The 25,543-nt window shown below is 30.1% G+C and carries 22 protein-coding genes; 8 read left to right on the top strand and 14 right to left on the bottom strand.

Annotated features, from left to right (window positions below):
• The first annotated feature begins 71 nt into the window (after positions 1-71).
• Positions 72-2,297 carry a RelA/SpoT family protein gene (locus G8C41_RS06120; RefSeq protein WP_160556239.1) on the top strand — a complete coding sequence of 742 codons (2,226 nt, stop codon included), beginning with the start codon at positions 72-74 and terminating at the stop codon, positions 2,295-2,297.
• A gap of 238 nt (positions 2,298-2,535) precedes the next feature.
• Here the strand turns inward: G8C41_RS06120 and G8C41_RS06115 are convergent, their stop codons facing one another.
• Together G8C41_RS06115 and G8C41_RS06110 are read right to left on the bottom strand one after the other, a co-directional pair.
• A complete protein-coding gene (locus G8C41_RS06115; RefSeq protein WP_166006723.1) occupies positions 2,536-3,414 on the bottom strand; it encodes a PPK2 family polyphosphate kinase in 879 nt (292 codons plus the stop codon).
• Positions 3,415-3,665: 251 nt separating this feature from the next.
• Positions 3,666-4,490 carry an S-adenosyl-l-methionine hydroxide adenosyltransferase family protein gene (locus tag G8C41_RS06110; protein WP_166006721.1) on the bottom strand — a complete coding sequence of 275 codons (825 nt, stop codon included), beginning with the start codon at positions 4,488-4,490 and terminating at the stop codon, positions 3,666-3,668.
• A 66-nt stretch (positions 4,491-4,556) separates the two neighbouring features.
• On the opposite strand from G8C41_RS06110, the gene G8C41_RS06105 reads away from it, so the two are divergent.
• Positions 4,557-5,510, top strand: a complete 954-nt coding sequence (locus G8C41_RS06105) for a PhoH family protein (RefSeq protein WP_160542390.1) — start codon at positions 4,557-4,559, stop codon at positions 5,508-5,510.
• A 203-nt stretch (positions 5,511-5,713) separates the two neighbouring features.
• Here the strand turns inward: G8C41_RS06105 and cmk are convergent, their stop codons facing one another.
• From cmk to G8C41_RS06075, 6 genes are all read right to left on the bottom strand, one after another.
• The gene (gene cmk / locus G8C41_RS06100; RefSeq protein WP_185152294.1) at positions 5,714-6,412 is read right to left on the bottom strand and encodes a (d)CMP kinase; all 699 of its coding nucleotides are present in this window, start codon (positions 6,410-6,412) and stop codon (positions 5,714-5,716) included.
• A 4-nt stretch (positions 6,413-6,416) separates the two neighbouring features.
• Positions 6,417-7,433 carry a type IX secretion system protein PorQ gene (gene porQ / locus G8C41_RS06095; protein ID WP_166006720.1) on the bottom strand — a complete coding sequence of 339 codons (1,017 nt, stop codon included), beginning with the start codon at positions 7,431-7,433 and terminating at the stop codon, positions 6,417-6,419.
• A gap of 95 nt (positions 7,434-7,528) precedes the next feature.
• Positions 7,529-8,920 (bottom strand): arginine decarboxylase, encoded by a 1,392-nt coding sequence (locus tag G8C41_RS06090; RefSeq protein WP_166006718.1) that lies wholly within the window; start codon positions 8,918-8,920, stop codon positions 7,529-7,531.
• 172 nt (positions 8,921-9,092) lie between these two features.
• On the bottom strand, positions 9,093-9,956 hold the full coding sequence (dapF, locus tag G8C41_RS06085; protein WP_166003184.1) for a diaminopimelate epimerase: 864 nt from the start codon (positions 9,954-9,956) through the stop codon (positions 9,093-9,095).
• Positions 9,957-10,167: 211 nt separating this feature from the next.
• Positions 10,168-11,475: an ABC transporter permease gene (locus tag G8C41_RS06080; RefSeq protein WP_166006716.1), complete on the bottom strand. Its 1,308-nt coding sequence runs from the start codon at positions 11,473-11,475 to the stop codon at positions 10,168-10,170.
• Positions 11,472-12,395 (bottom strand): ABC transporter ATP-binding protein, encoded by a 924-nt coding sequence (locus G8C41_RS06075; RefSeq protein ID WP_166006714.1) that lies wholly within the window; start codon positions 12,393-12,395, stop codon positions 11,472-11,474. The genes G8C41_RS06080 and G8C41_RS06075 overlap by 4 nt, the downstream gene beginning before the upstream one ends.
• 197 nt (positions 12,396-12,592) lie before the next feature.
• Between G8C41_RS06075 and G8C41_RS06070 the strand changes: the two genes are divergently transcribed.
• Entirely contained in the window at positions 12,593-14,677 is a 2,085-nt protein-coding gene (locus G8C41_RS06070; protein ID WP_166006713.1) for a DUF5686 family protein, read from the top strand.
• Between the two features lie 69 nt (positions 14,678-14,746).
• The gene (locus G8C41_RS06065; protein ID WP_160542383.1) at positions 14,747-15,256 is read left to right on the top strand and encodes an SPOR domain-containing protein; all 510 of its coding nucleotides are present in this window, start codon (positions 14,747-14,749) and stop codon (positions 15,254-15,256) included.
• Positions 15,257-15,318: 62 nt separating this feature from the next.
• Here the strand turns inward: G8C41_RS06065 and hflX are convergent, their stop codons facing one another.
• From hflX to G8C41_RS06045, 4 genes are all read right to left on the bottom strand, one after another.
• Positions 15,319-16,536, bottom strand: coding sequence for a GTPase HflX (hflX, locus tag G8C41_RS06060; RefSeq protein WP_160568025.1), 1,218 nt, complete (start codon positions 16,534-16,536; stop codon positions 15,319-15,321).
• 256 nt (positions 16,537-16,792) lie between these two features.
• The gene (locus G8C41_RS06055; protein WP_166006711.1) at positions 16,793-17,365 is read right to left on the bottom strand and encodes a DNA-3-methyladenine glycosylase I; all 573 of its coding nucleotides are present in this window, start codon (positions 17,363-17,365) and stop codon (positions 16,793-16,795) included.
• A gap of 56 nt (positions 17,366-17,421) precedes the next feature.
• The gene (locus tag G8C41_RS06050; protein WP_166006709.1) at positions 17,422-19,080 is read right to left on the bottom strand and encodes an OstA-like protein; all 1,659 of its coding nucleotides are present in this window, start codon (positions 19,078-19,080) and stop codon (positions 17,422-17,424) included.
• Positions 19,081-19,533, bottom strand: coding sequence for a Fur family transcriptional regulator (locus tag G8C41_RS06045; RefSeq protein WP_160542379.1), 453 nt, complete (start codon positions 19,531-19,533; stop codon positions 19,081-19,083).
• A 367-nt stretch (positions 19,534-19,900) separates the two neighbouring features.
• On the opposite strand from G8C41_RS06045, the gene msrA reads away from it, so the two are divergent.
• The 3 genes from msrA (at position 19,901) to G8C41_RS06030 (ending at position 22,849) form a co-directional block, all read left to right on the top strand.
• Entirely contained in the window at positions 19,901-20,479 is a 579-nt protein-coding gene (msrA, locus tag G8C41_RS06040; protein ID WP_255448174.1) for a peptide-methionine (S)-S-oxide reductase MsrA, read from the top strand.
• A gap of 244 nt (positions 20,480-20,723) precedes the next feature.
• Positions 20,724-22,184: an IMP dehydrogenase gene (gene guaB / locus G8C41_RS06035; RefSeq protein ID WP_166006707.1), complete on the top strand. Its 1,461-nt coding sequence runs from the start codon at positions 20,724-20,726 to the stop codon at positions 22,182-22,184.
• Between the two features lie 77 nt (positions 22,185-22,261).
• Positions 22,262-22,849 (top strand): hypothetical protein, encoded by a 588-nt coding sequence (locus G8C41_RS06030; RefSeq protein ID WP_105297090.1) that lies wholly within the window; start codon positions 22,262-22,264, stop codon positions 22,847-22,849.
• A 149-nt stretch (positions 22,850-22,998) separates the two neighbouring features.
• Here G8C41_RS06030 and G8C41_RS06025 read toward each other — a convergent pair whose 3' ends face one another.
• Entirely contained in the window at positions 22,999-24,177 is a 1,179-nt protein-coding gene (locus G8C41_RS06025; protein WP_166006703.1) for an MFS transporter, read from the bottom strand.
• Positions 24,178-24,457: 280 nt separating this feature from the next.
• Between G8C41_RS06025 and trmB the strand changes: the two genes are divergently transcribed.
• On the top strand, positions 24,458-25,129 hold the full coding sequence (trmB, locus tag G8C41_RS06020; RefSeq protein ID WP_160565584.1) for a tRNA (guanosine(46)-N7)-methyltransferase TrmB: 672 nt from the start codon (positions 24,458-24,460) through the stop codon (positions 25,127-25,129).
• 141 nt (positions 25,130-25,270) lie between these two features.
• Here the strand turns inward: trmB and G8C41_RS06015 are convergent, their stop codons facing one another.
• On the bottom strand, positions 25,271-25,540 hold the full coding sequence (locus G8C41_RS06015) for a FoF1 ATP synthase subunit delta/epsilon (protein ID WP_105297064.1): 270 nt from the start codon (positions 25,538-25,540) through the stop codon (positions 25,271-25,273).
• Positions 25,541-25,543: the final 3 nt, after the last annotated feature.

Raw genomic sequence — 25,543 nt, 5'->3', positions numbered from 1 at the left:
AACACATAAGTAAAGATTAATGTTATGATTCGCATATAAATTGTAACTAGTAAAATAGACTAAATAGTGGTATGGACGAAATAGACTTAAAAAAAGAAGAAGAAGAAATAGTCAAACGTTACAAAGATATGCTTCGTAACACCTACAGAGATTTGACTACAGAAGATAAATCTCTGATTAGAAAAGCTTTTGAAGTTGCAAAAGAGGCCCATAAGGATCAAAGGAGAAAAACCGGAGAACCTTATATATATCACCCTTTAGCCGTAGCTAAAATTGTTGCTGATGAAATAGGCTTAGGAGCAACAAGCATAGCATGTGCTTTATTGCATGATGTAGTGGAAGATACTCAATATACCATTGAAGATATTTCCAATTTATTTAATCCTAAAGTAGCTAAAATTATAGATGGACTTACCAAAATATCCAACATAGACCATCAAAATCTTTCATTACAATCCGAGAACTATAGAAAGCTGTTACTTACCTTGTCTGAAGATGTTAGAGTTATTTTAATTAAGATAGCTGACAGACTTCATAATATGAGGACTTTGGACAGCATGAAAAGTTCTAAACAGAAAAAAATTGCTGCTGAAACCACCTATATATATGCTCCTTTAGCCCATAGAATGGGTCTTTATACCATCAAATCCGAGCTTGAAGATTTAAGTTTAAAATATACCGATCCGGAATCTTATTCTTTAATCGTAAAAAAACTTGAGGAAACAGAAAAAGATAGACAACGATATATTGAAGAGTTTTCAAGGATTATGCAAGAAAGCTTAAATGCCGAAGGTTTGAATTTTACTATTAAAGGACGACATAAATCCGTTTTTTCAATTTATAAAAAAATGAAAAAACAAGATGTTTCCTTTGAGGAAGTTTTTGATTTATTTGCTATTAGAATTATATATAAATCTGATTATAAAAATGAAAAATTCCTGGCTTGGAAAATTTATTCCATAGTTACGGATAAATTTATGCCTAATCCCAGCAGAATGAGGGATTGGATTACAACTCCCAGATCTACGGGATATGAAAGTTTGCATGTTACTGTCATTGGTCCGGAATCTAAGTGGGTGGAAGTACAAATCCGATCGGAGAGAATGGATGAATTGGCTGAAAAAGGTATTGCCGCTCACTATAAATATAAAGAAGGATATAAGGGACGAGAAGATAATCAAATTGAAAATTGGATATCTCAAGTCAGAGAAATGTTGGAAAACTTGGGAACGGCTTCTACAAAGGAATTATTAGATGATTTTAAATTAAATTTATACACAAAGGACATTTTTGTCTTTACTCCTAAAGGAGATTTAAAAGTACTTTCGGCAGGAGCTACGGCTTTAGATTTTGCTTATTCCGTGCATTCGGGTATCGGAGATCATTGTTTAGGAGCTAAAGTGAATAATAAATTGGTGCCGTTAAGTTATAAGTTATCAAGTGGAGATCAGGTGGAAATACTGACGTCCAATGTTCAAAAACCTAAAGCAGATTGGTTGGATTTTGTCGCCACTTCAAAAGCAAAATCAAGGATCAAAGCGGCATTGAATTCGGAAAAAAGAACATATACAGAAGAAGGTAAAGAATTATTAATTCGTAAGTTACGGCATTTAAAAATAAATTTTTCAGAAGAAGAATTAAATTCCATTCAAAAATTTTTCGGAGCAAAAACCAGTCACGATGTTTTTTATCAGGTTGCTACCGGAGTCATCGATAGTAAAGCACTAAAAAAATATAGAGACAGTAAAGGTGTTTTAACTAATTTATTATCCAAATTAAGAAAAAAAACCTCTATAATCACTGAAAATAATTTTCTGGAACCCAAAGAAGAGGAAAATTATGATATGATTGTTTTTGGAGACGATGAAGAAAAACTAAACTATCAATTAGCGCAATGCTGTAATCCAATTCCGGGTGATAATATTTTTGGATTTGTAACCATAAACAGTGGTATAAAAGTTCATAAAGAAAGCTGTTCCAATGCTATTGATATGCGAGCTAATTATGATTACAGAGTAATTCCGGCTAAATGGGTAAGTAGTTCAAGCAGGGATTTTCTGATAGAAGTTTCATTACAAGGAATTGACAGAAACGGTATTTTTAATGATATAACCACTCTTATTTCTAATAAATTTAAAATTAGTATAAAAAAAATAAATATTAATTCCGAAGATGGAATATTTTACGGAAATTTAATATTATTTGTAAAAAATACTCTTCAATTAGAACAAATTATAGAAGAGTTGCATAATATTGAAGGTATAACCAATGTTAAAAGATCTGAGATAAAAAAATAATTTATTATATAGTTCCTTTGTTATAATTTTGAGTATAATTTATAATTCTATTAAAAAAGTTTTTTTAATATAATATAGATTTAAGGTAATCTCAGCGAAGAAATTAATTATAAACTCGAAAAAACAGTTTTTATTTATCTCAAAGGTGAAAGAAACAATTATAAGATAAATAAAAATTGTTGAGCAAGGATAGGGAAGTTGTTAGTTCTATCCAACTAAAATAAACAAAGTGTGAATTTTAATCTTTTTCATTGAGTAAATCTTGATAAGCAATTTTTAAAGCCTCTTTTTCTTGTTTATTAACTTCCGGATATTTCGGGTTCATAGATTTTAATGTTTCATTTATAATGTAAGCCATTACCAATTGCCCGTAAGATTTATTATCAAAAGGAACAATAAACCAGGGACAATTTTCAGTGGATGTTTTTTCAAAAGCCATTGCAAATGCTTTTTGATATTCATTCCAAAATTTACGTTCTTTTAAATCAGAAGCTGAAAATTTCCAATTTTTTTCTTTTTCATTAATTCTCTTAATAAATCTTTTTTTCTGCTCGTCTTTACTTATATTGAGAAAAAATTTAATAATTCGAGTACCATTGTTAAACATACGATTTTCAAAATTTTTAATTTCCTCATATCTTTTTTCGAAAAACCCATCATTAATATCTTTGACAGAATTTATAGTAGGAATTTTTTCATTTAAAATAAATTCAGGATGTACTTTGCAAACTAATACGTTTTCATAATGAGAACGATTAAATATTTCTATTTTCCCACGTTCGGGAATTTTGATAATATGTCTCCATAAATAATCATGTTCATACTCTAAAGAAGAAGGTGTTTTAAAAGATGATACATTTACTCCTTGAGGATTTACTCCCGTCATGATTGCTCGTATGGAACTGTCTTTTCCGGCAGCATCAATTCCTTGTAAAATAATTAATAAAGATTGTTTGTTTTCAGCATTTAAAATATTTTGATAATAATCTATACTTTTAATTATTTTCTTTATCTCTTTTTTATTTTTTTTGAAATTTTCAGGTGATTGAGTAGTATAATTTTTAAGGTTTACTGATTTTCCTTCTAACACACGGAAATCATCTATGGTAATTTTCATAATATATTATATTTTAATTGTTTAAACGAACAAAATAAACTAATTTTTTTATAAAATAGAATGTTATAAATAATTTTTAAATTTATTCTGATGTGTAGATGTGAAAATATTGTACCAAAGTATATTTTTGTGTTCTTATTTTTTTTCTAAAAAATATAAATCAGAATTTATAAAAGTATTACACATGAATGATCACATGTATAGGTAAACATGTGTATAAAATAGGAAGTATAAAAAATATGATTTACTAACTAAGAAAAAACAATGCGAATATTAGTTCCTATATATAAGCCCATTAGAGAACTGGCCCCTCCAACGGTTTTTAAATTACTCTTATACATGGAAATTTGTAAATAGCCCGAAGAATTAAAAATAGCAAAAGCTTTTCCATGATATTTTTTGTCCTCAGAATCTGTCCCAAGTATATCGGTATATTTAGATTTAATTTCAGTGAATTGAACGTTTCTGGCAAAAATTATAAAGTCCTTTTTTTTTCCAAATTGGTGAAATTGTTCTTTACTAATGTTGGTTATTGCATTACCGAAATTATCTACATGAATAACCATTCCTGTTAACGAATTATCTTCGCTTTTTTCTACCGGTTTGGGTTGAGTTAATTCTTTATAAGAATTTATTTTTCTACCTATTAATTCTATTTTTCCGCCTCTGGCAAGATGACAGGCCACAGGAATGAAAAGGTCTTTAGTTAAAAAATGAAGATCATCGTATTTATTAATCGTGATTTCATATACCTGATCGGGAATATATTCTTCAGCGATTAAAGAAAGAATGCCGTTATCATTGCATATAAAAAAATGACCGTTGATTTCTGCAGCTAAAGATTTTACAAAAGGAGAAGGCAACGCGTCGACACCAATTATATGAATGGTTCCTTTAGGAAAATTTTTGTATGAATTTTGAATAATATAAGCAGTTTGAATTAAATCAAAAGGCATAATTTGATGTGAGATATCAACGACTATAATATCCGAAATTTGGCTGTATATAGCACCTTTAAGAGCAGCCACATGGTAATCGTCTAAACCAAAATCGGTGGTAAGTGTTATTATTCCCATTTTTTATTATCCTACACAAAGTTATTGCTTATTTTTGTTATGTAAAATTAAAAAAGGAGTTAAAATTTGAATCAAATACGAATTACTTTAGAAGGGGTGGATTTAAAAACTTTCTATGGTGAATATAATCAAAACTTTAATCTGTTGATTAATCATTTTCCCAAATTAAAAATTACAGGAAGGGATCGGGTAGTGTCGGCAGCAGGAAATGATGCGGATTTAACTTTGTTTAATAATAAAGTTAAAGAAATAACTGAATATATAAACAGATATAATAAGTTAAATGATATTGCTCTGGAGGGAATACTCTCTAATGGAGAAAAGCAGAATGAGCTTAGATCCGAATCTGAAGATATTATCGTTCACGGAATAGGAGGAAAACTTATTAGGGCTAAAACAGAAAATCTTAAAAAGCTGGTGAAAGCAGTCGAAAACAATGATATGGTATTTGCCATTGGTCCGGCAGGAACAGGGAAAACCTATACTAGCGTTGCTTTAGCTGTAAAAGCTTTAAAAGATAAACAAGTAAAAAGAATTGTGCTTACTCGTCCGGCTGTGGAAGCAGGGGAAAGTTTGGGATTTTTACCCGGTGATTTAAAAGATAAATTAGATCCCTATCTTCAGCCTTTGTATGATGCATTACGAGATATGATCAGTCATGAAAAACTTGCTTCTTATATTGAAAAAGGAGTCGTACAAATTGCTCCTTTGGCATTTATGAGAGGTCGAACATTAGATGAAGCCTTTGTAATTTTAGATGAAGCTCAAAATACGACCCATCTGCAAATGAAAATGTTTTTAACGCGTATGGGGGCTAATGCGAAGTTTATTATTACGGGAGATCCCGGACAAATAGATTTACCTAAACACCAGAAATCCGGCTTAAAAGAAGCTGTTCATCTTTTAAAAAGAGTTAAGGGAATAGGTTTTGTGCAATTGACAGAAATTGATGTGGTAAGACATAAATTAGTAAGAAAAATTTTAGAAGCCTATCATAAACAAGAAGAGATAGAAGAATAGTTTTTCATTTTCTTCTCTACAATAAAAGATCTTATTGAAAAATAATATCCTTATAAATTTACTTATTAATAAGATTCAATAAGAAACTGTTTTATAAAAATTAATCCGTTAACTATAAACAAATAGTTATATTTTCGAATTTTTTATAAATAAACTGAATTATCAGCAGCATCAAGATAAATAAAAAAGGATTATTTTATAAATCAGATTTTAAATTTATCTTTAACAATTTGAACCATTTTATTATAGGTTTCTTCTTTGCTTAAATGAGTGTTATCGATAAGAATGGCGTCTGCGGCCTGAATTAATGGTGACACCGATCGGTTGCCATCGATGTAATCTCTTTGCTTAAGATTTTCTTGAACCTCTTCTAAAGAAATGTTTTTGTGTTTATTTTTATATTCAGTGAATCTTCGTTTAGCTCTTTCTTCTATACTGGCAGTAATAAAAAATTTTAAATCAGCATTTGGAAATACGACCGTTCCAATATCTCTACCATCCATAACAATCCCACCGTTTTTTCCGATATTTCTCTGTTGTTTTACTAAATATTCTCTTACTTCAGGTATTTTTGCCACCCATGAAACATGTTCAGATATGTCAAAAGCACGAATTCTATTTTCAACATTTTTCCCATTAAGATAAATTTCATTGGTATTGGAATCAGAATTTAGCTTAAAGTCCAAATGAATATCATTTAAATGGGCTAGTAAAGCTAACTCATCTATAGTATTATTTTTATAAAAATTTTCAATAGCATATAAAGTTACAGCTCTATACATAGCACCGGTGTCTATATGAATCCATCCAAATTCTTTGGCTAACATTTTTGCATAGGAGCTTTTACCAGTGGAAGAATAACCATCAATGGCAATTATAGGTTTTATCTTGTTGTTTTTCATGTTATTACCAGTCATAACGAGGAGCAAACATATTTTCCAAGTCTATACGTAGTCCAAAAGTATTGGTGTTTCCCGCAGCATTATATCGCCCCCAAGCGTAATCAAAGCGAAAATATGAAATTTTCACACCAAAACCAAGAGTTAATCCGGCAAATGACCGTTGATCTTCAATGGCCAATTCATTACCTCTCTTAAAATTATATCCGGCTCTGAGGTTGAATCCTGATTCGGGAAAAAGTTCGGCGCCTAGCGAAATATGATCTATAATTTTTCTTCCTCCATTGATCTTTTCTCCCTTTTTATTAGTTGGTGAAGAAATATCAAATTTTTGTAAGTCATGTAAGGTAAGAGTTAACTCCATCGGTAATTTTTCGAATCGTTGCGAGATTCCTAAATTTGCTTGAATGGGTAATTTTTCTCTTCTATCATTATAATAAGTTAATTGCCCTCCAAAATTTCTAACCACAGCAGAAACGGTAGTATAATAATCAATGTCGTGAAATACCACCCCAAGATCAGCCAAAAGAGCGGAAGAAGTATAACTTTCAATTTTACTGGTAACATAAGATAAATTTCCGCCTACGGTAAAGAAATCAGAGATATTATAAGCATAACCCAAAGTTACTGCTGCGTCTTTTGCTGTAAATTTTCCGGTTACATTTCCAATTTCATCGGCGGCTTTAAGATCTCCATAATCTACATATCTTCCATGAAGGGAAAAATAGTGCTTACTTTCTTTGGGATTATAGACATAGGAAACAGCTCCCAATTTGACATCTGCAAGATAAGAGGAATAATTTATTCCCGCTTGGTTATGCATTTTATCGTTCATCATTGCCGGATTGAACATAGCCATATTAGGATCATTGTCCCAAGAAGAATTAGCATTACCTCCTAAAGCTGCTTGACGGGCAGATACGGTCATATTCATAAAAGTATATATTTCTTGCCCGTTTTGAGAATAGACAATGGAGTATAAACTAATGAATATAATTAGTATAAATTTATGCAATAGACGCATTATAGTAAAAATTACAAGAAAATAAATCAGGTACGCTTGATGGTACTTTTTTGTAATTATAAACTATGAATCTGTCAATTTATTGTATGGGGCTACTAATAACCTAAAAGATCTAAAATTTGCTTATAATTTTGTTCCTCTCGAAATACCTCATAAGTAAATTCGCCGTCTTTATTTTTATTGATCAAAATATGTTTTGGCTGCGGAACTAGACAATGGTGCACCCCTCCGAACCCGCTAATGGCATCTTGATAAGCTCCTGTATTGAAAAAACCTATATATAGAGGTTTTTCTTCACTGAAAATAGGAAGATAAATGGCATTAACGTGTTGTTCTGAATTGTAATAATCATCGCTATCACAAGTAAGACCTCCTAAGAAAACCCGTTCATAGGAATCTTCCCAACGATTGATAGGAAGCATGGTAAAACGACGAGAAATAGCCCAAGAATCAGGTAATGTTGTCATAAAAGAACTGTCAATCATATCCCATTTTTCCCGATCATTTTGTCTTTTTTGACTTAAAATTTTGTAAACAATCCCTCCACTTTCTCCAACAGTGAATGAACCAAATTCGGTATATAAAGTAGGTTCTTCTACTCCTTCTTCAACACAGAATTTTTTTATTTGGTAAGTAATCTCATTGACCATATAATAATAGTCGTAATCAAAATTCAAGGAATTTTTTATAGGAAAACCTCCTCCTATATTGAGCGAATCCACTTCGGGTGCGATTTTTTTCAATCGAGCATAAACTCGCAAACATTTATAAAGTTCGTTCCAATAATAGGAAGTATCTTTAATCCCCGTGTTGATAAAGAAATGCAACATCTTTAAACGAGCAAAAGGATGATTTTGGATTTTTTGAGCATAAAAGGGAACAATATCTTTATATCCGATTCCCAAACGAGAAGTATAAAACTCAAATTTAGGTTCTTCCTCAGAGGCAATTCGAATACCTATATTAAAATTAGTATCTATGCTGTCGGAAAGTCGATCGATTTCTCTGAAATTATCCAATACAGGTAATATGTTAGAAAAGCCGCCGTTAATCATTTCCGAAATAATTTTTAAATATTCATCGGTTTTGAATCCGTTGCAAACAACTTCTATATTTTTATCGACAATTCCTTTATCGTATAATCTTCGTATAATTTCCATATCGTTTGAAAAAGAAGTTTCCAAACTAATTTTATTTTTTAAAGCTTCTTCAACCACGAATGAAAAATGACTTGATTTCGTACAATAACAATATCTATATTCATTATTGTAATTATTTTCCTTAAAAGCCTTTTTAAACCATTTTTTGGTTTGTTGTATGTTTTGCGATATTTTAGGTAAATAATTGAACTTAAAAGGAGTTCCGAATTTTTCAATTAAGTCCATTAAAGGGATGTCATGAAATAATAAATTTCCGTTATCAACCTTAAATTCGGGCTGTGGAAAATCAAAAGTTTGTTGAATTAAATCGTGATACTTTATTTTCATTTTAAATAGTGGAAAAAAATCAGATTACAAATATCTATAAATTTACTAGTTAATAAATGCTTTTTTAAAAAAATTAATAATTTTTTCCATCAAATATTAGATTTTAAAAATATTTTAACAATTTTAAGTTATCATTTATCAAATTCAGAAAATATTTTTTTATTGAGAATAATTATAAAAAACTGTTTATTAATTCTTCATGCAAAACACCTTCACAAATTTGGCGAACTTCTCCGGTCATTCTTATTTGCCAATGATCATCAATTTCTATTTTAAGTTCTCCTCCGGGCATTTTAATGGTTACTTTATTATTTATTAACCCTTTTTTTCTTAATACACTTGCTACCGCACAAGACGAACTTCCTGAGGCTAAAGTGAAACCGGCCCCTCTTTCCCAAATTAATATTTGAACTTCATCTCTATTCAGTACTTTTGCAAATTGAACATTTATACGGTTAGGAAATTTTGAAAACGTTTCAATTTTAGGTCCATATTTTTTTATTTCCTCACTATCTAAATTTTCTTTGAGAATCACACAATGTGGATTTCCAACAGAAACACAATTGATTAGAAACTCTTGATCATCGATAGTAATACGTTCATCTTGTACTTCTTCCGAATTAAAGGAAGTGGGTATTTGTTTTGAATCAAAAATGGCATGACCCATATCTACTGTTATTAAAGCAGCCCTCTCATTTAAAGTTTCTTGTATGGTTGCACGAACTTTTCCTCCTTTGGTTTCTACTGTAAATTCCTTTTGAGGAATAATTTTATAATCGTATACATACTTACAAAAAATTCTTAATCCATTTCCGCTTTTTTCTGCTTCGGAACCATCCGGATTAAAAATTTTCAGACCTATGTCAGCCGTTTCTGACTTTGTTTTTACTAATATTCCATCAGAACCTATTCCGAAGTTTACGTTACAGATTTTTTGAATGGCTTTTTCAGTTAAAGGAAAAGTAATAGTATCTTCATTGATTACTATGTATTCGTTACCCAAGCCTTGGGATTTAATAAAAGAGTTTTTTTCCATCAGAACGGATTTTTTTAATTAATAAGATGGTATTTGAGCATAAATATAAAATTTATTTTAATTCATGTTCTAAATTTTTACTTTTTAAATTTTTGATTGTGCTATAGAGGTACCGATTGATTTAAAAATAAATTAAAGCCCTTTACATAAAAACATCAATTGAATTCTTATTTACTAATTTTCGGAGTAAGAAATAAAGCAGAGAAATATATTATGATTGTTTAATCCACTTGAAAATTTCTTTTATAGTTACTTTTTTTCCATACATAAGTATACCAATCCTATAAATTTTACTTGCAATAAAAACCATTACTAATACCGATCCGACCATGGTAATAATTGATATTGCCAATTGCCAACCCGGTATTCCATAAAAGGATCTGGTAACCATAGCCATGGGAGAGGTAAAAGGAATAATGCTTAACCAAAATGCCACAGGTCCTTCCGGATTGTTTATGATACTTATGCATCCATAAGCGCCTAAAAGTAGGGGGATTACAATTATTGGAATAAATTGTTGAGTTTCTGTATCATTATCCACTGCTGCTCCAATGGCAGCAAAAAAAGAACTGTAAAATAAATATCCCGTAAAAAAGAAGAAAAGAAAAACGAAAATAATTAACGGATAGTTAAGATTGAAAAGGGCATTAATAGTGTCGCTAATTTGAATTTGCATTTCTTGATTAAGAATATTTCGTAAATCATTTTGTTGAATGGAAAGCGTTAATTCATGTCCTAATATCAATTTACCCATACTAAGAAGGAGCAGGGTCATTCCAATCCATATACAAAATTGAGTTAAAGCAATTAACGTTGTACCCAATATTTTTCCCATCATTAATTCAAAAGGTTTAACAGATGAAATAATTATTTCAACCACCCTGTTATTTTTTTCTTCCATAATGCTTCTCATTACACGTGTTCCGTAAATAATAAAAAACATAAGATTTATATACATTAATGACAAAGAAAGAATTTCTTTAATTAAGTGGTTATCCTCTGATTTGCCTTCTTTAACATTAGTAATTTGTAAAGATATTTTGGAGTTAATTTTATCTATATCAGATTGATTTATTCCTAATAATTTTCTTCTTTTTTCTTCAATTTTTTTATTGATAGTTTTTTCTAATGAATAGAGAAGATTTTTGTTCAGATTTTTGTTTGTATAAAGTTGGATATGATCTTGTAAATTATTTAATAGAAAATCTTTGGTTTTGGGTATATACAAGATAGCATCTAATGAATTACTTTGTGCTAAAGAATCTTTTAAAGCTTGTAAATCATTTTCTGTATAAAAATTAAAGATATTTTTTTCATTACTCTTAAAATCAGAATAAAATTCATGGGTTGAATCAATGATTGCAATACGTGAATTGCTTTCATTAATTTTAATCATAAAACCAATGATTGCTACGGCTAGGATTACTAATATCGGAGCAAAAAAAGTAATAAGAACAAAAGATTTTTTTCTTGCCTGAGTAAGAAATTCTCTTCTCATTACCAAAAAGATATTTCTCATAGATTTTTTGAATTTACAGCATTAATAAAAACTTCATTCATACCGGGGATTTCTTCATAAAAAGAAAGGATTGTTCCTATAGATGAAAGTTCTGATAAAAGGGATTTTGAGCTTTCCCGGTCGGTTAGTTTAATTGAAAATGAATATTCATTATCCATTTTTATTAAATTTTCGATCGGATGATTAGATAGTAGGTGTTCAATATCATGGGATTGTATATCAGTAATCCTGATATTAAATTTTCCTTGTTTAAATTTATGTCTGATATCTTTAACTGAACCATCTAAAATTTTTTTTGAATTATGGATAAGAGCAACATAATCACAAAGTTCCTCAACAGATTCCATTCGATGAGATGAAAATAAAATGGTAGTCCCTTTTTCTTTAAGCTCTAGAATTTCATCTCTTATAAGATTGGCATTTACAGGATCAAATCCGCTGAAAGGCTCGTCAAAAATTAATAATTCGGGATTATGTAATACAGTAACTACAAATTGAATTTTTTGAGCCATTCCTTTAGATAATTCGCTCAATTTTTTATTCCACCATTTTTCAATTTTTAGTTTATCAAACCAATATTCTAAACGCGACTTGGCCTCCGTTTTATTCATGCCCTTGAGCTGGGCTAAATAAATTGCCTGTTCGCCAATTTTCATATTTTTATACAGTCCTCTTTCTTCCGGCATATAACCTATATGTGAAATATGTTTGGGTTGTAGAGGCTCTCCATTAAAATAAATTGTACCGCTGTCCGGCTTAGTGATTTGATTAATGATTCTTATAAACGTAGTTTTTCCGGCACCGTTCGGACCTAAAATTCCATAGATACTGCCTTTAGGAATTTTTATGTTGAAGTTATCTAAGGCAATTTTGTCTTCATAAGTTCGGGTAACATTTTCAGCTACAATAAAATAATCCATTTTTGAGTTGTATTATTTATTCAATCATAAATAGCAAATGTACTATTTTTATAGAAATTTGTTTATGTTAAATACTTTATATTTGCCCCTAAAATAAAGTATGATTAAGTTTTAATTTTAAACTTAGTTGTAATACACTTTTATTTGACTATATGAAGAATTTTCCGGTTTATATTTTTTTATTATTTCAAATATTTATGTTCTCTCAGAATTTAGAGATGAAATATTATGTACCGGATCATCCTCATTCCCGTGTTTATAAAATTTTAAAAATGGTTAAAAAGAACGAAAAAATTAACCATCCTAATCATTTAAATTCTTATAATTATTTTTTATATACTAAATTCTATATTGATGATTTTAGTAATGTTATGCATAGTATAAATAGTGATTCATCTGAGATTGCAAAGTTTGAGAAAAAGGAATATATATTTTTAGGAGAGCGGGTGTTGAAATGCAGATATGACACAAGATACGGGAAAAAAAATATAATTTTAGCCGATCAGGTTTCGGGCTTTAAAAAACCTTTTTATGAGTTGTTTTCTGAACCTTTTTTTCAAGAAGAATTTCCTAATCTTTTCAAGAATAAATTCAATTCCTATAATTTTAAATTAATTGACAGTATTGTAATCGATACTAAAAAAAATTACATTATTTCATTCGGATCCAAAAAAAACTTGTTAGTAAATGGGAGCAGGGGAACATTGTATATTGACGCTAAAAGTTTTGCAGTGGTTAAATATTCAGGTGAGGAATATAACTCAAATTATACTCGTTATTTTGAATATCAATGGAAATCGTTCAAAGGGATATGGTATTTAAAGTCTAAAACCAATAAAATAAGAGTAAGTACCATTGATGTTACCAAATTTTTGACAAATTCCAACAAGGAACAAAAATTTTTGTTTTCTCCCTGGATAGTTATCCAGATGACAACGTCTCATTTTACATCCAATAAGTCTTTTACAAGAAAAGATTTTAGAGGGTATGAATATGAATTGGAAAAAGATTTTAATACGAATACGGAATCTAAAATTAAAAACTTTCGTAAAACTCCTTTAACGCAACGAGAAAAGAATACCTATGCAAATTCCAGCTTTTTCAATGTGTTACCCATTGAAAAAAATGTTCGTCTTTTGAATTCGGTAAAAAATTGGAAATTACCTTTAGGTAAAGTGGATTTAAATGTATTGAATTTGATGAATTATAATGATTATGAAGGATTTAGGTTTCAGTTAGGAGGAAAAACCAATTACAAGTTTAGTAAAAATATATCCATACTCGGATATCTTGCCTTCGGGACGAAAAATACCAACAGTAAAGGTGCGTTGGGAATGGATTTTAATGTCAACAAAAAAAATAATGGAAAAATAAAGCTTTTAGGATACTCTGATGTAAATCCATTTTCGAAAACTATTGATAGATTCCCTAATCGTGAGGAACAAATAAAGGACGAATTAAATTACATTCAAAATTCAATTTTTTATACTTACAGAGGAGGAAAGCTCGCTTATGAACAAGATATAGTAAAGAAAGTTACTGCTTCGGTGGAAGCGAATTATGAAGTTCAAAAATCGGATTATGAATATTCATTTAAATCTTATTCGCCTTCTCATAAATTTACTTTATTTTCAACTTCTTTACACCTTAAATACACACCATTTGCTAAATACCTGATGACTCCGGAAGGAAAAATGACGGTAGAAGATAAGCCCGTTTATTTATACTTTGATTATACCAAAGGGTGGAAAACTTTAGGAGCTGATTTCAACTATGATCGTTTTGATTTAGCTGCTCATATATCTGTAATTAATCCAATAGGGGAGAGTTCCTTAGTTATGAATTCCGGATATATTTTCGGAAAAACGGTTTTATGGAATAATTATGGAAGTTTTGGTACTGCGAAAGTAGGAAAATCAATAGGAAATAGATTTTCAATGAAAGGCTATCGATCACTGGAAACCTTAGCACCCGGAGAGTTTTATGCGGATAAATATGTGGCTTTTTTCTTAACTCATTCTTTTAAAGACATAAATTTTATAGGAAACAGTAGGTTGCAATTTTCTTTAGTTTATAATGGATTACTAGGAAATATGAATCATAAAGAAATCCATAAATTAACTTCTTTTTCAGTTCCCGACAACTATTATCAAGAAGTTGGAATGGAGCTTAATAAGCTAATTTACTATTTTGGATTGGGAATTTATTATAGAATGGGAGCCTATCACCTTCCAACTTTCGATAAAAATTTATTTCTTAAATTAACTTTTAGTCTCTTTTAAATAGCATATTTCTTTAGATTTAATTATAAAATGCTATTTTTGTGTAGTTAATTTTATCATAATATCCAAATGAAAAGCTATATTTTTTTATTACTTTTTTTTATATGTATTTCTTTTAAAGCCCAGCAAATCATTACTAAAGTAGATTCAGCTACCGGGGGAAAGCTGATTATTAATGCTGATGAAGAAATATTGAAAATGGTTAGTGAAGATGAATTATGCAAAAAATTTGGAGACACCACGCGAGAATCTAAACCTATTTCTTCCACCGATAAAAAACCGGTGAACAGGCCTGTTTCTCCTGAAAACATTTGTGGCAGACGTAACGATATACCCGGTTTTATGATCAAAGTTGGAGAAGCTAAAACAGAGAAGGAAATTAATACGTTGACTACAGAATTTAGAAAGTTATTCCCTGAGTTACGGGTTGAAAAAAGTTATTTACGTCCTGATTGGAGACTTTTGGCCGGAGATTATTTTAAGAGAGAATCAGCAAAATCTGATTTAAAAAGAATTAAAAGGAATTTTCCTTCCGCCTTATTAGTTAATTGGAGAATTTATTGTAACCGAGCAAAATAATTTTTTTTAATAAAAAATATAAAACAAAAAGGGCTTATTATTAAGCCCTTTTGTATTTTAAATTATATTTCTTTTCCTTCTTGATCGTAATATTCAAAGAGGAAATCATTATAAGGAAATCGTTGTGTATGGATATCTTTAACTTGATTATAAATAATTTTCTTCAATTCTTCATAATTTTCTTTAGTTAAAGCAGAAATAAAAACACTAGGATATTTGGATTTAGCCATCCATGTTTTTTTCCAATCGTCTAACGAATAATTTCTTTTGGTAACCGGTGTTAGATCATCTTCATCTTTTCTTTCATAAGAAAAATTATCAATTTTATTAAATACCATTATTGTTGGTTTATCTGCAGAACCTATTTCAGCCAATATGGTATTTACGGAATTAATATGATCTTCAAAGCTGGGATGAGAAATATCAACTACATGGATCAAGAGATCAGCCTCTCTTACTTCATCTAACGTTGATTTAAACGACTCTACCAGCTGAGTAGGTAATTTTCTTATAAAGCCGACTGTATCGGTTAGTAAAAAAGGAAGATTACCTATTACAACTTTTCTTACAGTTGTGTCTAGTGTTGCAAATAATTTATTTTCGGCAAAAACTTCCGATTTACTCAACACATTCATTAAGGTAGATTTTCCTACATTAGTATATCCAACCAAAGCTACTCTAACTAATTTTCCTCGATTGTTTCGTTGAGTTGACATTTGCTTATCAATCGATTTTAATTTTTCTTTAAGCAAGGATATTCTGTCTCTGATAATACGTCGGTCGGTTTCAATTTCAGTTTCTCCCGGTCCTCTCAATCCAATACCTCCTTTTTGACGTTCCAGGTGAGTCCACATACGAGTTAAGCGAGGAAGAAGATATTCATATTGAGCAAGTTCCACTTGTGTTCTGGCATAGGATGTTTCTGCTCGTTGAGCAAAAATATCTAATATAAGATTCGTACGGTCAATAATTTTCCTGTCTAATTCTTTTTCTATATTTTTAAGTTGAGAAGGAGTCAGTTCATCATCGAAAATAATTGTATCGATTTCATGTTCTTTAGCATAACTATTAATTTCTTCCAACTTTCCTTTTCCTACAAACGTTCTAGAGTGTGGCTGATCCAGCTTTTGCGTAAATCTTTTATAAACTACAGCTCCGGCTGTATTTGCCAAAAACTCCAATTCATCCATGTATTCATTTAACTTTTCTTCATCTTGGTTTTGAGTAATCAATCCGATTAGAATAGCTTTTTCATATAATGCTTCTTTTTTTTCTAACATATAAAATTAATCTGCTTTAAACTCGATTTATTTATCAAATGTATTGTTTTTTAATAATGTGTAATACTATTAAATTTTATAAGGTATGTGTAATTACTGCATAATGTGATTTAACATAACAGGTATCTTTCAATAATTATACAATTTTTTTAATTCTGTGTTTTTTACTGAATAGTACAATGGGTCCTAAAGAGAGATTTTTTATAATTAGTCATTAAATATAAAAGTAAATTGAAAAAAACATGTTTACAATCAACTAATGATTAACAGGATGAAATGAGCAAGTAAGAGTATGATCATTAACCACTCCAACTGCCTGTAAAAATGCATAAATAATAGTTGTACCCACAAATTTAAATCCACGCTTTTTTAAATCTTTTGAAATACTATCGGAAAGTTGAGTTGAAGCGGGAACTTCTTTAATGGTCTCCCAGTGGTTGCAAATAGGTGTGTGGTTGACAAAGTTCCATAAATAATTGCTAAAACTTCCGAATTCATTTTGCACGTCCATAAATTTTTGTGCATTGGTTGTGGCAGCTTTAATTTTTAATTTATTTCTAATAACACCTTCATTGAGAAGTAAACGATCCATTTTTTCCTGAGTATATTGTGAAATTTTTTTATAATCAAAATGGTCAAAAGCTTCACGAATACTCTCTCTTTTTTTTAATACCGTAATCCAACTAAGACCGGCTTGAAATCCTTCAAGTAAAAGAAATTCAAATAGTAATCGGTCATCATATACCGGTTTGCCCCATTCCTCATCATGATATTTTTTGTATATGTCATCAGATCCTACCCATTCGCATCGAATTATTTCTCTTTCCATACTAATTTATATTAATGTAAGATGCAAATATAGATATTTATATAGGTATCTGATAATTATCGATTGCTGACTTTTGCATTTTGTTTTTTCTCTTCTTCCAATAGTTGCTCAATGGTTTTTCTAGGCTCGTTTTTATTATAGGGAAAGACATCCGGGAATATATCTTGCCATTTTTTTAATCTTTCGTCATCTCTCCATTCAAATTCAGGTAAATATCTGTTTTGCTCGGGAAGCCTACTTTCAGGGTATAATTTTGATTCTGCACTTAGCTGACAAGAAACAATATCCATTTTGCGTTCAACAAACTCACCTTGTAAAATTCCACATACAGATATGCTGATTCCCGTCCGTTGTTTACCTTTCGTTTTAGATTCTTCTTCTACATAAGTGATGGATTCGGCATTACCTTTTAAATCTACTAAATGAAGTTCTTCGTTTTGAAAATAGGCATGAAGCATTCTTCCTTTTGCTTGATTGAATTCCAATTTAGGACTTAAAGAATCTACTTTACTAATTACAAAAGCATGGGATCTGCCATAAATGGAATCTATGGCTTGACTGGAACTATTTAAATACGCAGAAAGAGTATCTGCGGTTAATTGTCTTCCTCCTGTTGACCAAAATATGGGTTTTTTATAAAAATCAATTCTACCAATGGTTTCTTGATACACCAGAGAATCGCTTTTTCCGGAAACATTCGATTTGAAAAGCCTTCCGTTATGATACCCCCGAATGGTGGATTTTTTATCTTTTCCTTGAATAGCAATCAAGGTATCGGAATGAATATATAAAGAATCTTTAGTAAATGCTTTTACCATATAAGGCCTTCCTGTAATCATTGCAGAATCCTTAAATTGATATACTTCAGCATATTCACCGATTAAAAATCTTTTTTCTTTAGGTTCTTCCAATTTAACGTTTTTAATTCCTCTACCAAAACCTTTTATTTCATCAAAAAATAAATCATTGCCGGATAATATTTTCCCTTGGTAATAAACCTTTCCGTCATTTTTTAAATCGGATTGTTTGGTTTTGGTATTGTAAGAACCCGTACTTCCCGTTACGTAAACGGTGGGATCTTTTTTATTGGTTATGCGGGTAAATTTAGTAAATGTTGCAATTTCATTTTTAGCATCGTATTTAATATCAGACCCTTCTAATATATATTCCGGAGATTCTAACGTAGAATTTTCCCCTAATTCAATTCGATTATCTTTAACAAAATATTTTCCAACTTTTGTATGAGTTATATTTTCGCCTTTATAAACTGTTCCCCAATTGTCAAAATAGGCAACATCCCGATTGGCATCATAGATCATTTCCTCGGTTTCAACCGTTTGATCAGGGGTAACTAATTTTACATTATGATAGGCGATGGCATTTCTGGTTATTCCATTATAAGTCAATTTTTTACAATTCAAGGTAGATTGTTTATCCCTAAAAAAAACATTTCCTCTTGCTTCAATAAAATTTTTATCGCTAAAATAAATGATTGAATCTGCTTCTAAATGAGAAGTTTCGTGTTCTGCTATGACATGTCCTGAATAAACAATATTTCCGTTAAATACATGCTCATTCACCTCTTCCATGTCGGCATTGATAAGATTTATGGGTTTGGGATTATCCTTTTTTGAAGAAGCCGGAGGGGTAACTTGAGAAAATAAAAATACACCTGTGAATATAAAGAAAATAAAAAATATAATTTTTAAATTCATTTACTTACTTTTCTTTTTTGCATAAAAATATAAAGAATGACTTTCGATTTCAATATTAAATATTTTTTCTAAAGAATCTTTAATTGTTTGAAGTCTAGGATCACAAAATTCAATAACTTCTCCCGAATCGATCATTAAGATATGATCATGTTGCTTAGCAAAATATGATTTTTCATATAAAGCTTGAAGTCCTTCTCCAAATTGATGTTTTCGGACTAACTTGGCATCTAAAAGAATTTCAATGGTATTATAAATAGTGGCTCTACTCACTCTATAATTTTTTTCTTTCATTCTCATATACAGCCAATCGATATTGAAATGTTCATCCGTTGAATAGATCTCCTCAACGATAGCAAATCTTTCAGGAGTTTTTCTATGACCTCGATCTTCTAAATATTTTATAAAAACATCTTTAACAATTTCAAAATTTTTATTTGCAGTATCTGTACTCATGTTATAGAATAGGTAATATGCAAAGTTAGCAAATTAATTACCGTAATCATACTTTCTTATAACATAATTTAGAATGATTTCCTAAACAAAATAAATATTTTTTTTATGGAATAATTTATTTATTCAAAAAAAAATATAAATAAATCCTTTTGTTTGTCTAAAATATTTAAAAAAAAATAAATTTTAGTACAGTTTTTGTTTAATAAAGAATAATATTAAATACTTAAATTTTTATAACTGTTTTATAAATATGCAACTAGTTCTAACAAATAATATAAAAAAGCAATTATTTATTTTTTTTAATGCTATTAATTTACTTTTGTTTAGTTGTCAGACCAATCAATCACAAGAAAAGAAAACGGATATAATGAGAAAAAAATTAGAGAAAATTACATTAGGAGGAGGATGTTTTTGGTGTTTAAGTCCTTGTTTTGAAATGTTAAACGGTATTACTAAGGTTACGGCAGGATATTCCGGAGGAAAAAAAGAAAATGCTAATTATAAAGATGTTTGTACGGGCACTACGGGACATGCGGAAGTAATTGAAATTGAATATGATCCTGAAGAAATTTCTTTTTCAGAAATATTAGATGTTTTTTGGTTTTTACATGATCCGACTCAATTAAACAGACAAGGAAATGATATTGGCACTCAATATAGATCTGTTATCTTTTATAGAAACGAAGAACAAAAAATTCTTGCTCAAGAATCTTTAAAAAAATCAGAATCTTCTGACTTATGGAAAGGTAAATATGTGACAGAAATAGTACCTTTTAAAGAATTTTATCCGGCTGAAGATTATCACCAAAGATATTACGAACAAAATCCTAATCAACCTTATTGCAGCTATACGATTGCACCTAAAATCCAAAAATTTAAAGCGAGATTTAATTATAAACTGAAAGCAGAATATCAAAAAAGAAATGTGGATAAAAATCAAGCGTAAGAAATTCACAATGTAAAAAATTGTAGTAAGAATTAATTTAAATTGTAGAAAAAAATATTTATAATTTTAATAAAAATAAATCCAAAATATCTATATCAATTTAATTTATTTTTATAAATAATTAGTCTTTTTATAAAAAATTACGTATTATTTTATCATGTATTATTTTGATTATATACTTTTTTAAAAAAATTAAATTATTTTTTTAGAAAAAAAATTATATATTTGCTTGGCAAAAAACAATATGTCGCTTAGTTCTAAAATTGTAGAAGAAGCTATCACATTTGATGATGTTTTGCTTATTCCTTCTTATTCAGAGATTCTACCTTCTCAAGTAAATTTAAAAACCCAGTTAACTAAAAGAATTCAATTAAACATTCCAATAGTTTCAGCAGCTATGGACACTGTAACTGAATCAGGTTTAGCCATTGCTCTTGCCAGAGAAGGAGGTCTTGGATTTATTCACAAAAATATGCCGATAGATCAACAGGCTGTTGAAGTTAACAAAGTAAAGAGGTCAGAAAACGGCATGATCTCCAATCCCATTACCTTAAGTCGAAACCATACCTTACAGGATGCGCTTATGCTAATGAGAGAATATAAAATATCCGGTTTGCCTGTAATAGAAGAAGATGATACCTTAGTCGGAATAATTACCAATAGAGATATTAAATATCAATCGGATTTAAATCAGAAAGTAGAAGATGTCATGTCCAAAGAACATATTATTACTTCTTCAAAAAATACTTCTTTGGAACAAGCCAAGCAAATATTATTAAATAATAGGATTGAAAAGCTCCCTATTATAGATGATCACAACAAATTAATAGGGTTGATTACCATTAAAGATATTGATAATTTGTTGGAATATCCCAATTCATGTAAAGATTCTGAAGGAAGACTTAGAGTGGGAGCAGGGGTAGGAGTAGGGGATGATACCTTAGAAAGAGTTGAAGCATTAGTTAAAGCCGGAGTGGACATAATTGCAGTAGATTCTGCTCATGGACATTCAATCAATGTATTAAATAAAATCAGAGAAATCAGAGCTTCTTTTCCTGATTTAGATATTGTTGGTGGAAATATAGTTACCGCACAAGCGGCAAAAGATTTAATAGAAGCCGGAGCCAATTCATTAAAAGTGGGAGTAGGTCCCGGATCTATATGTACCACTAGAGTAGTAGCGGGAGTGGGAGTGCCGCAATTATCTGCCATATATAATGTCTATGAATATGCAAATCAGCATCAAATACCGGTGATTGCAGATGGAGGAATTAAACTTTCGGGAGATATAGTTAAAGCTATTTCCAGCGGTGCATCCTGTGTCATGTTGGGATCTTTATTTGCCGGAACCGATGAAGCACCAGGAGATGAAATTATTTTTCAAGGAAGAAAGTTCAAAAGTTATCAAGGTATGGGTTCAATTTCTGCCATGAAAAGAGGAAGCAAAGACCGTTACTTCCAGTCAGGAACAAAAAAATTAGTACCGGAAGGAATTGAAGGAAGAGTTCCTTACAAAGGAAAATTATCCGATGTGGTTTATCAATTATGTGGAGGAATTCGTGCAGGTATGGGCTATTGCGGTACAGAAGATATAGTAAAATTGCAAAAAGAAAGTAAAATGGTTAAAATTTCTTCAGCAGGACTAAAAGAAAGTCATCCTCACGATGTTATAATTACTCAAGAAGCACCAAATTATTCTAATTAAAAAAAATATAATATTTTGTTAAAATTTTGGCATAGGTTTTGTCGTTTACTATGGTGTATAAAAATAATATAATAATTATGAAAAAAGTACTTTTATTGTTTACTATTTTTTTAGGTAGTATAGCAATATCAAATGCACAGATTGTAACTACACCACAAACTTCGGCTAACGTAGGTTCTACACCAATTCAAAAAGGAAGCTGGTTGACCGGAGCAGGTATTACAAATCTCGGCTATGATTTCGAAAACAAAGGATTTTCATTTAATTTAACTCCTAGAGTTGGGTATTTTCTTTCTCATGGAATAGCCGTTGGTGCAGCTATAGATTTCGGGGCAGTATTTCAAGATGATGAAAAACCTATTTGGAACTATGGGGTTATGCCTTTTGTAAGGTATTACTTCCCTGAAGGTGCTAAAGAAACCGGAAGATTTTTTGCTGAAGGTGATGTTGGATTCAAAGGAGCAGCAGTTAACGGAAGCTCAGACAGTGGATTTGCCTTTGGTGTAAATGTGGGTTACGCTCATTTTATTACCCGTTCTGTAGCGTTAGAAGGTACAATCGGATATAACTATGCAGCTGCAATTCAAAATATTAACAACGGAAACAAACAAAGTGGTTTAGGTTTTGGTTTAGGATTTCAAATTTATATTCCACAATCCAAATAATTTAGCTGCTGTTAAAAAAAAATTAAAACTCCTAGAAAATAGGAGTTTTTTTTATGAAATAAAGTCAGTTGTCACCGGTTTAATGAATTAAATAATACTTGTTTATTTTATACTATCAATAATTATAAAAGAAATAAACTAACAATACATTATCGTTTTATTGAAAGTAAATGGAATATTAACATTATTATAGCGAAAAAACTACCTACACTAATGACACCGGTCCAATTATAAATTTCAAAAGCATAGGCGGAAATAAAGGTTCCCAGTGATCCACCGATAAAATAACTGGTCATATAAATAGTATTTACACGATTACCTGCTTCCGGGTGATTTGAAAAAATAATAGATTGATTAGTAATTTGGGTAGATTGCACCCCAATATCAATTAATATGATCCCAATAGTTAAACCCAAATAAGAATAACCTCCATAGTAGAATATAATCCATGAAAGTAAAATCAATAATGCAGTAAAAACAAGTATTGTATTTTTATTGAATTTAGATATAACTTTTCCCATGAGGGCAGCAGCCAGAGCTCCAAATGCACCTATTAAGCCAAATTTTCCGGCTATATTACTTGCTGTTCCGTCGCTTAAATGAAAATTTTCTTCAAGATGGAAAACCAAAGGAGTCCAAAAAGCACTTAAAGAAGCAAAACTAAGTCCTCCTCGTAAAGCGGCAGAGCGTAATGATGAATCTGTTTTAAAAAGCTCAACGAGTGAAAGCATTAACTTTTTATAATTTCCTTTAAAATTCGGGTAGATTTCCGGTAAATTAAAATATATCAAAAGATACACAACACCCATTAATATAGCTGCGATATAAAACATTTCTCTCCATCCTAAAATATCGCCGATATATCCACTTAAAACTCTCGATCCCAATATACCGATGAGTAATCCGCTCATCACAAATCCAACGGCTTTAGGTTTATCTTCCGGAGCTGCCAAAGTTGCAGCCATGGGTATAAACAATTGTGGAATAACTGAGGTAAAGCCTATTATAAAACTTATAGGAAATAATAATTCTATGGAAGGACTGACAGCCATAGCTAATAAACTACCAATAATGAATATAAAATCAATAAGAATAATTTTTTTTCTACGAAACATGTCACCTAAAGGAATCAGAAAAAATAGTCCACAAGCGTAGCCGATCTGCGTAAACATGGTTATTCCGCTTATTTTTGATTCACTGACATTAAAATCTTTGGCCATTAAACCCAATAATGGTTGGTTATAATAGTTATTTGCTACTACTAGTCCTGAACTAATAGCCATAAGCCAAAGTATTTTAGGAGTAAGTTTTGGTTGAGAAAGTTTCATTGATAATAGTGTTTAATCCATAAAAATATTAAATTAATTTTAAGTATATGAAATTTTTTATGAATGAATTAATAAATACGATAATAATTGAAACTTTAATTTTAATATTTTAATGAATTTTAAAGAAATTTAAGAAGATTTAAAAGGAAACGTTTTTAGTTAGCAGATCTTAATTATATTTAGGGGTATTCATTTATTGTCACATTATGAAACTAGCTAACAATAAAGAAATTTGAAATGTGTACGAATATAGTTATTTTTGTACATTCAATACTAAATTATGGGCAAGGATAAACTTCGTAAATTTGCTGAAAACAAGACTTTTAATAATGTAATACAGCCTACGAGAGATGAAATACTTTCTAATTTTCATTATAAAGGTAAATGGAAAGAAGAATTTTTTAAAAATGATAATCCCATAATCATTGAATTGGGTTGTGGAAAGGGCGAATATTCCGTTGGTTTAGCGCAACATTTTCCTGATAAAAACTTTTTAGGAATAGATATTAAAGGAGCACGTTTTTGGAGAGGAGCAAAAACAGCCATAGAACAACAAATAAAAAATGTTGGTTTTTTGCGCACTCAAATTGAATTAATTGAACATGTATTTTCTCCCGGAGAAGTAGATGAAATATGGATAACATTTCCGGATCCACAAATTAAATATAAAAGGACAAAGCACCGATTAATAAATTCTATTTTTCTTGAAAAGTATAAAAGAATTATGAAAGAAGGAGGTAGTATCCATTTAAAAACGGATAGTGAATTTTTACATGGGTATGCCAACGGATTAATACATGGTTTGGGATATACCGTGTTATCTTCTCACCATGATATTTATGGAGCGCCGGAATACGAATTACCTTCTTACGTAAGAGAAATAAAAACTTTTTATGAGAATATGTTTTTAAAAGAAGGTAAACCTATCACCTATTTGAATTTTAAAATATAACTATAAACGGAATTTCATGCTATATGATTAACCTATTATAAATATCTTAACTAGATACTCTAAATGTAAATTATATATAATAAAAAAAGGATTGTTATTCAATCCTTTTTTATGTTATTATAATATTATTGTATAAATATTTTAATCACAAAGTATTATACCTTTATTATTATTAAATTCTAATAATCCGCTCTTAATAGTGAATGTTTGGTATTTGCCATCATTCGTTAATTTAGTAGCGTTGGAAGAAGAACTTACATTTTCAAGCTTAATGATTCCGGGTTCAAGAGTAGAAACAATAGAAGCATGGTTTTCCAACATTTGAAATTCACCCAATGAACCGGGAACTGTTATAGATGACACTTCACCGTCAAAAATAACCTCTTCCGGAGTAAGTATTTGTATTTTCATCAA

Origin of the sequence: Apibacter sp. B3706 (assembly GCF_011082725.1) — a bacterium.
Classification (GTDB): domain Bacteria; phylum Bacteroidota; class Bacteroidia; order Flavobacteriales; family Weeksellaceae; genus Apibacter.
This window is presented reverse-complemented; position numbering and strand designations above follow the sequence as displayed.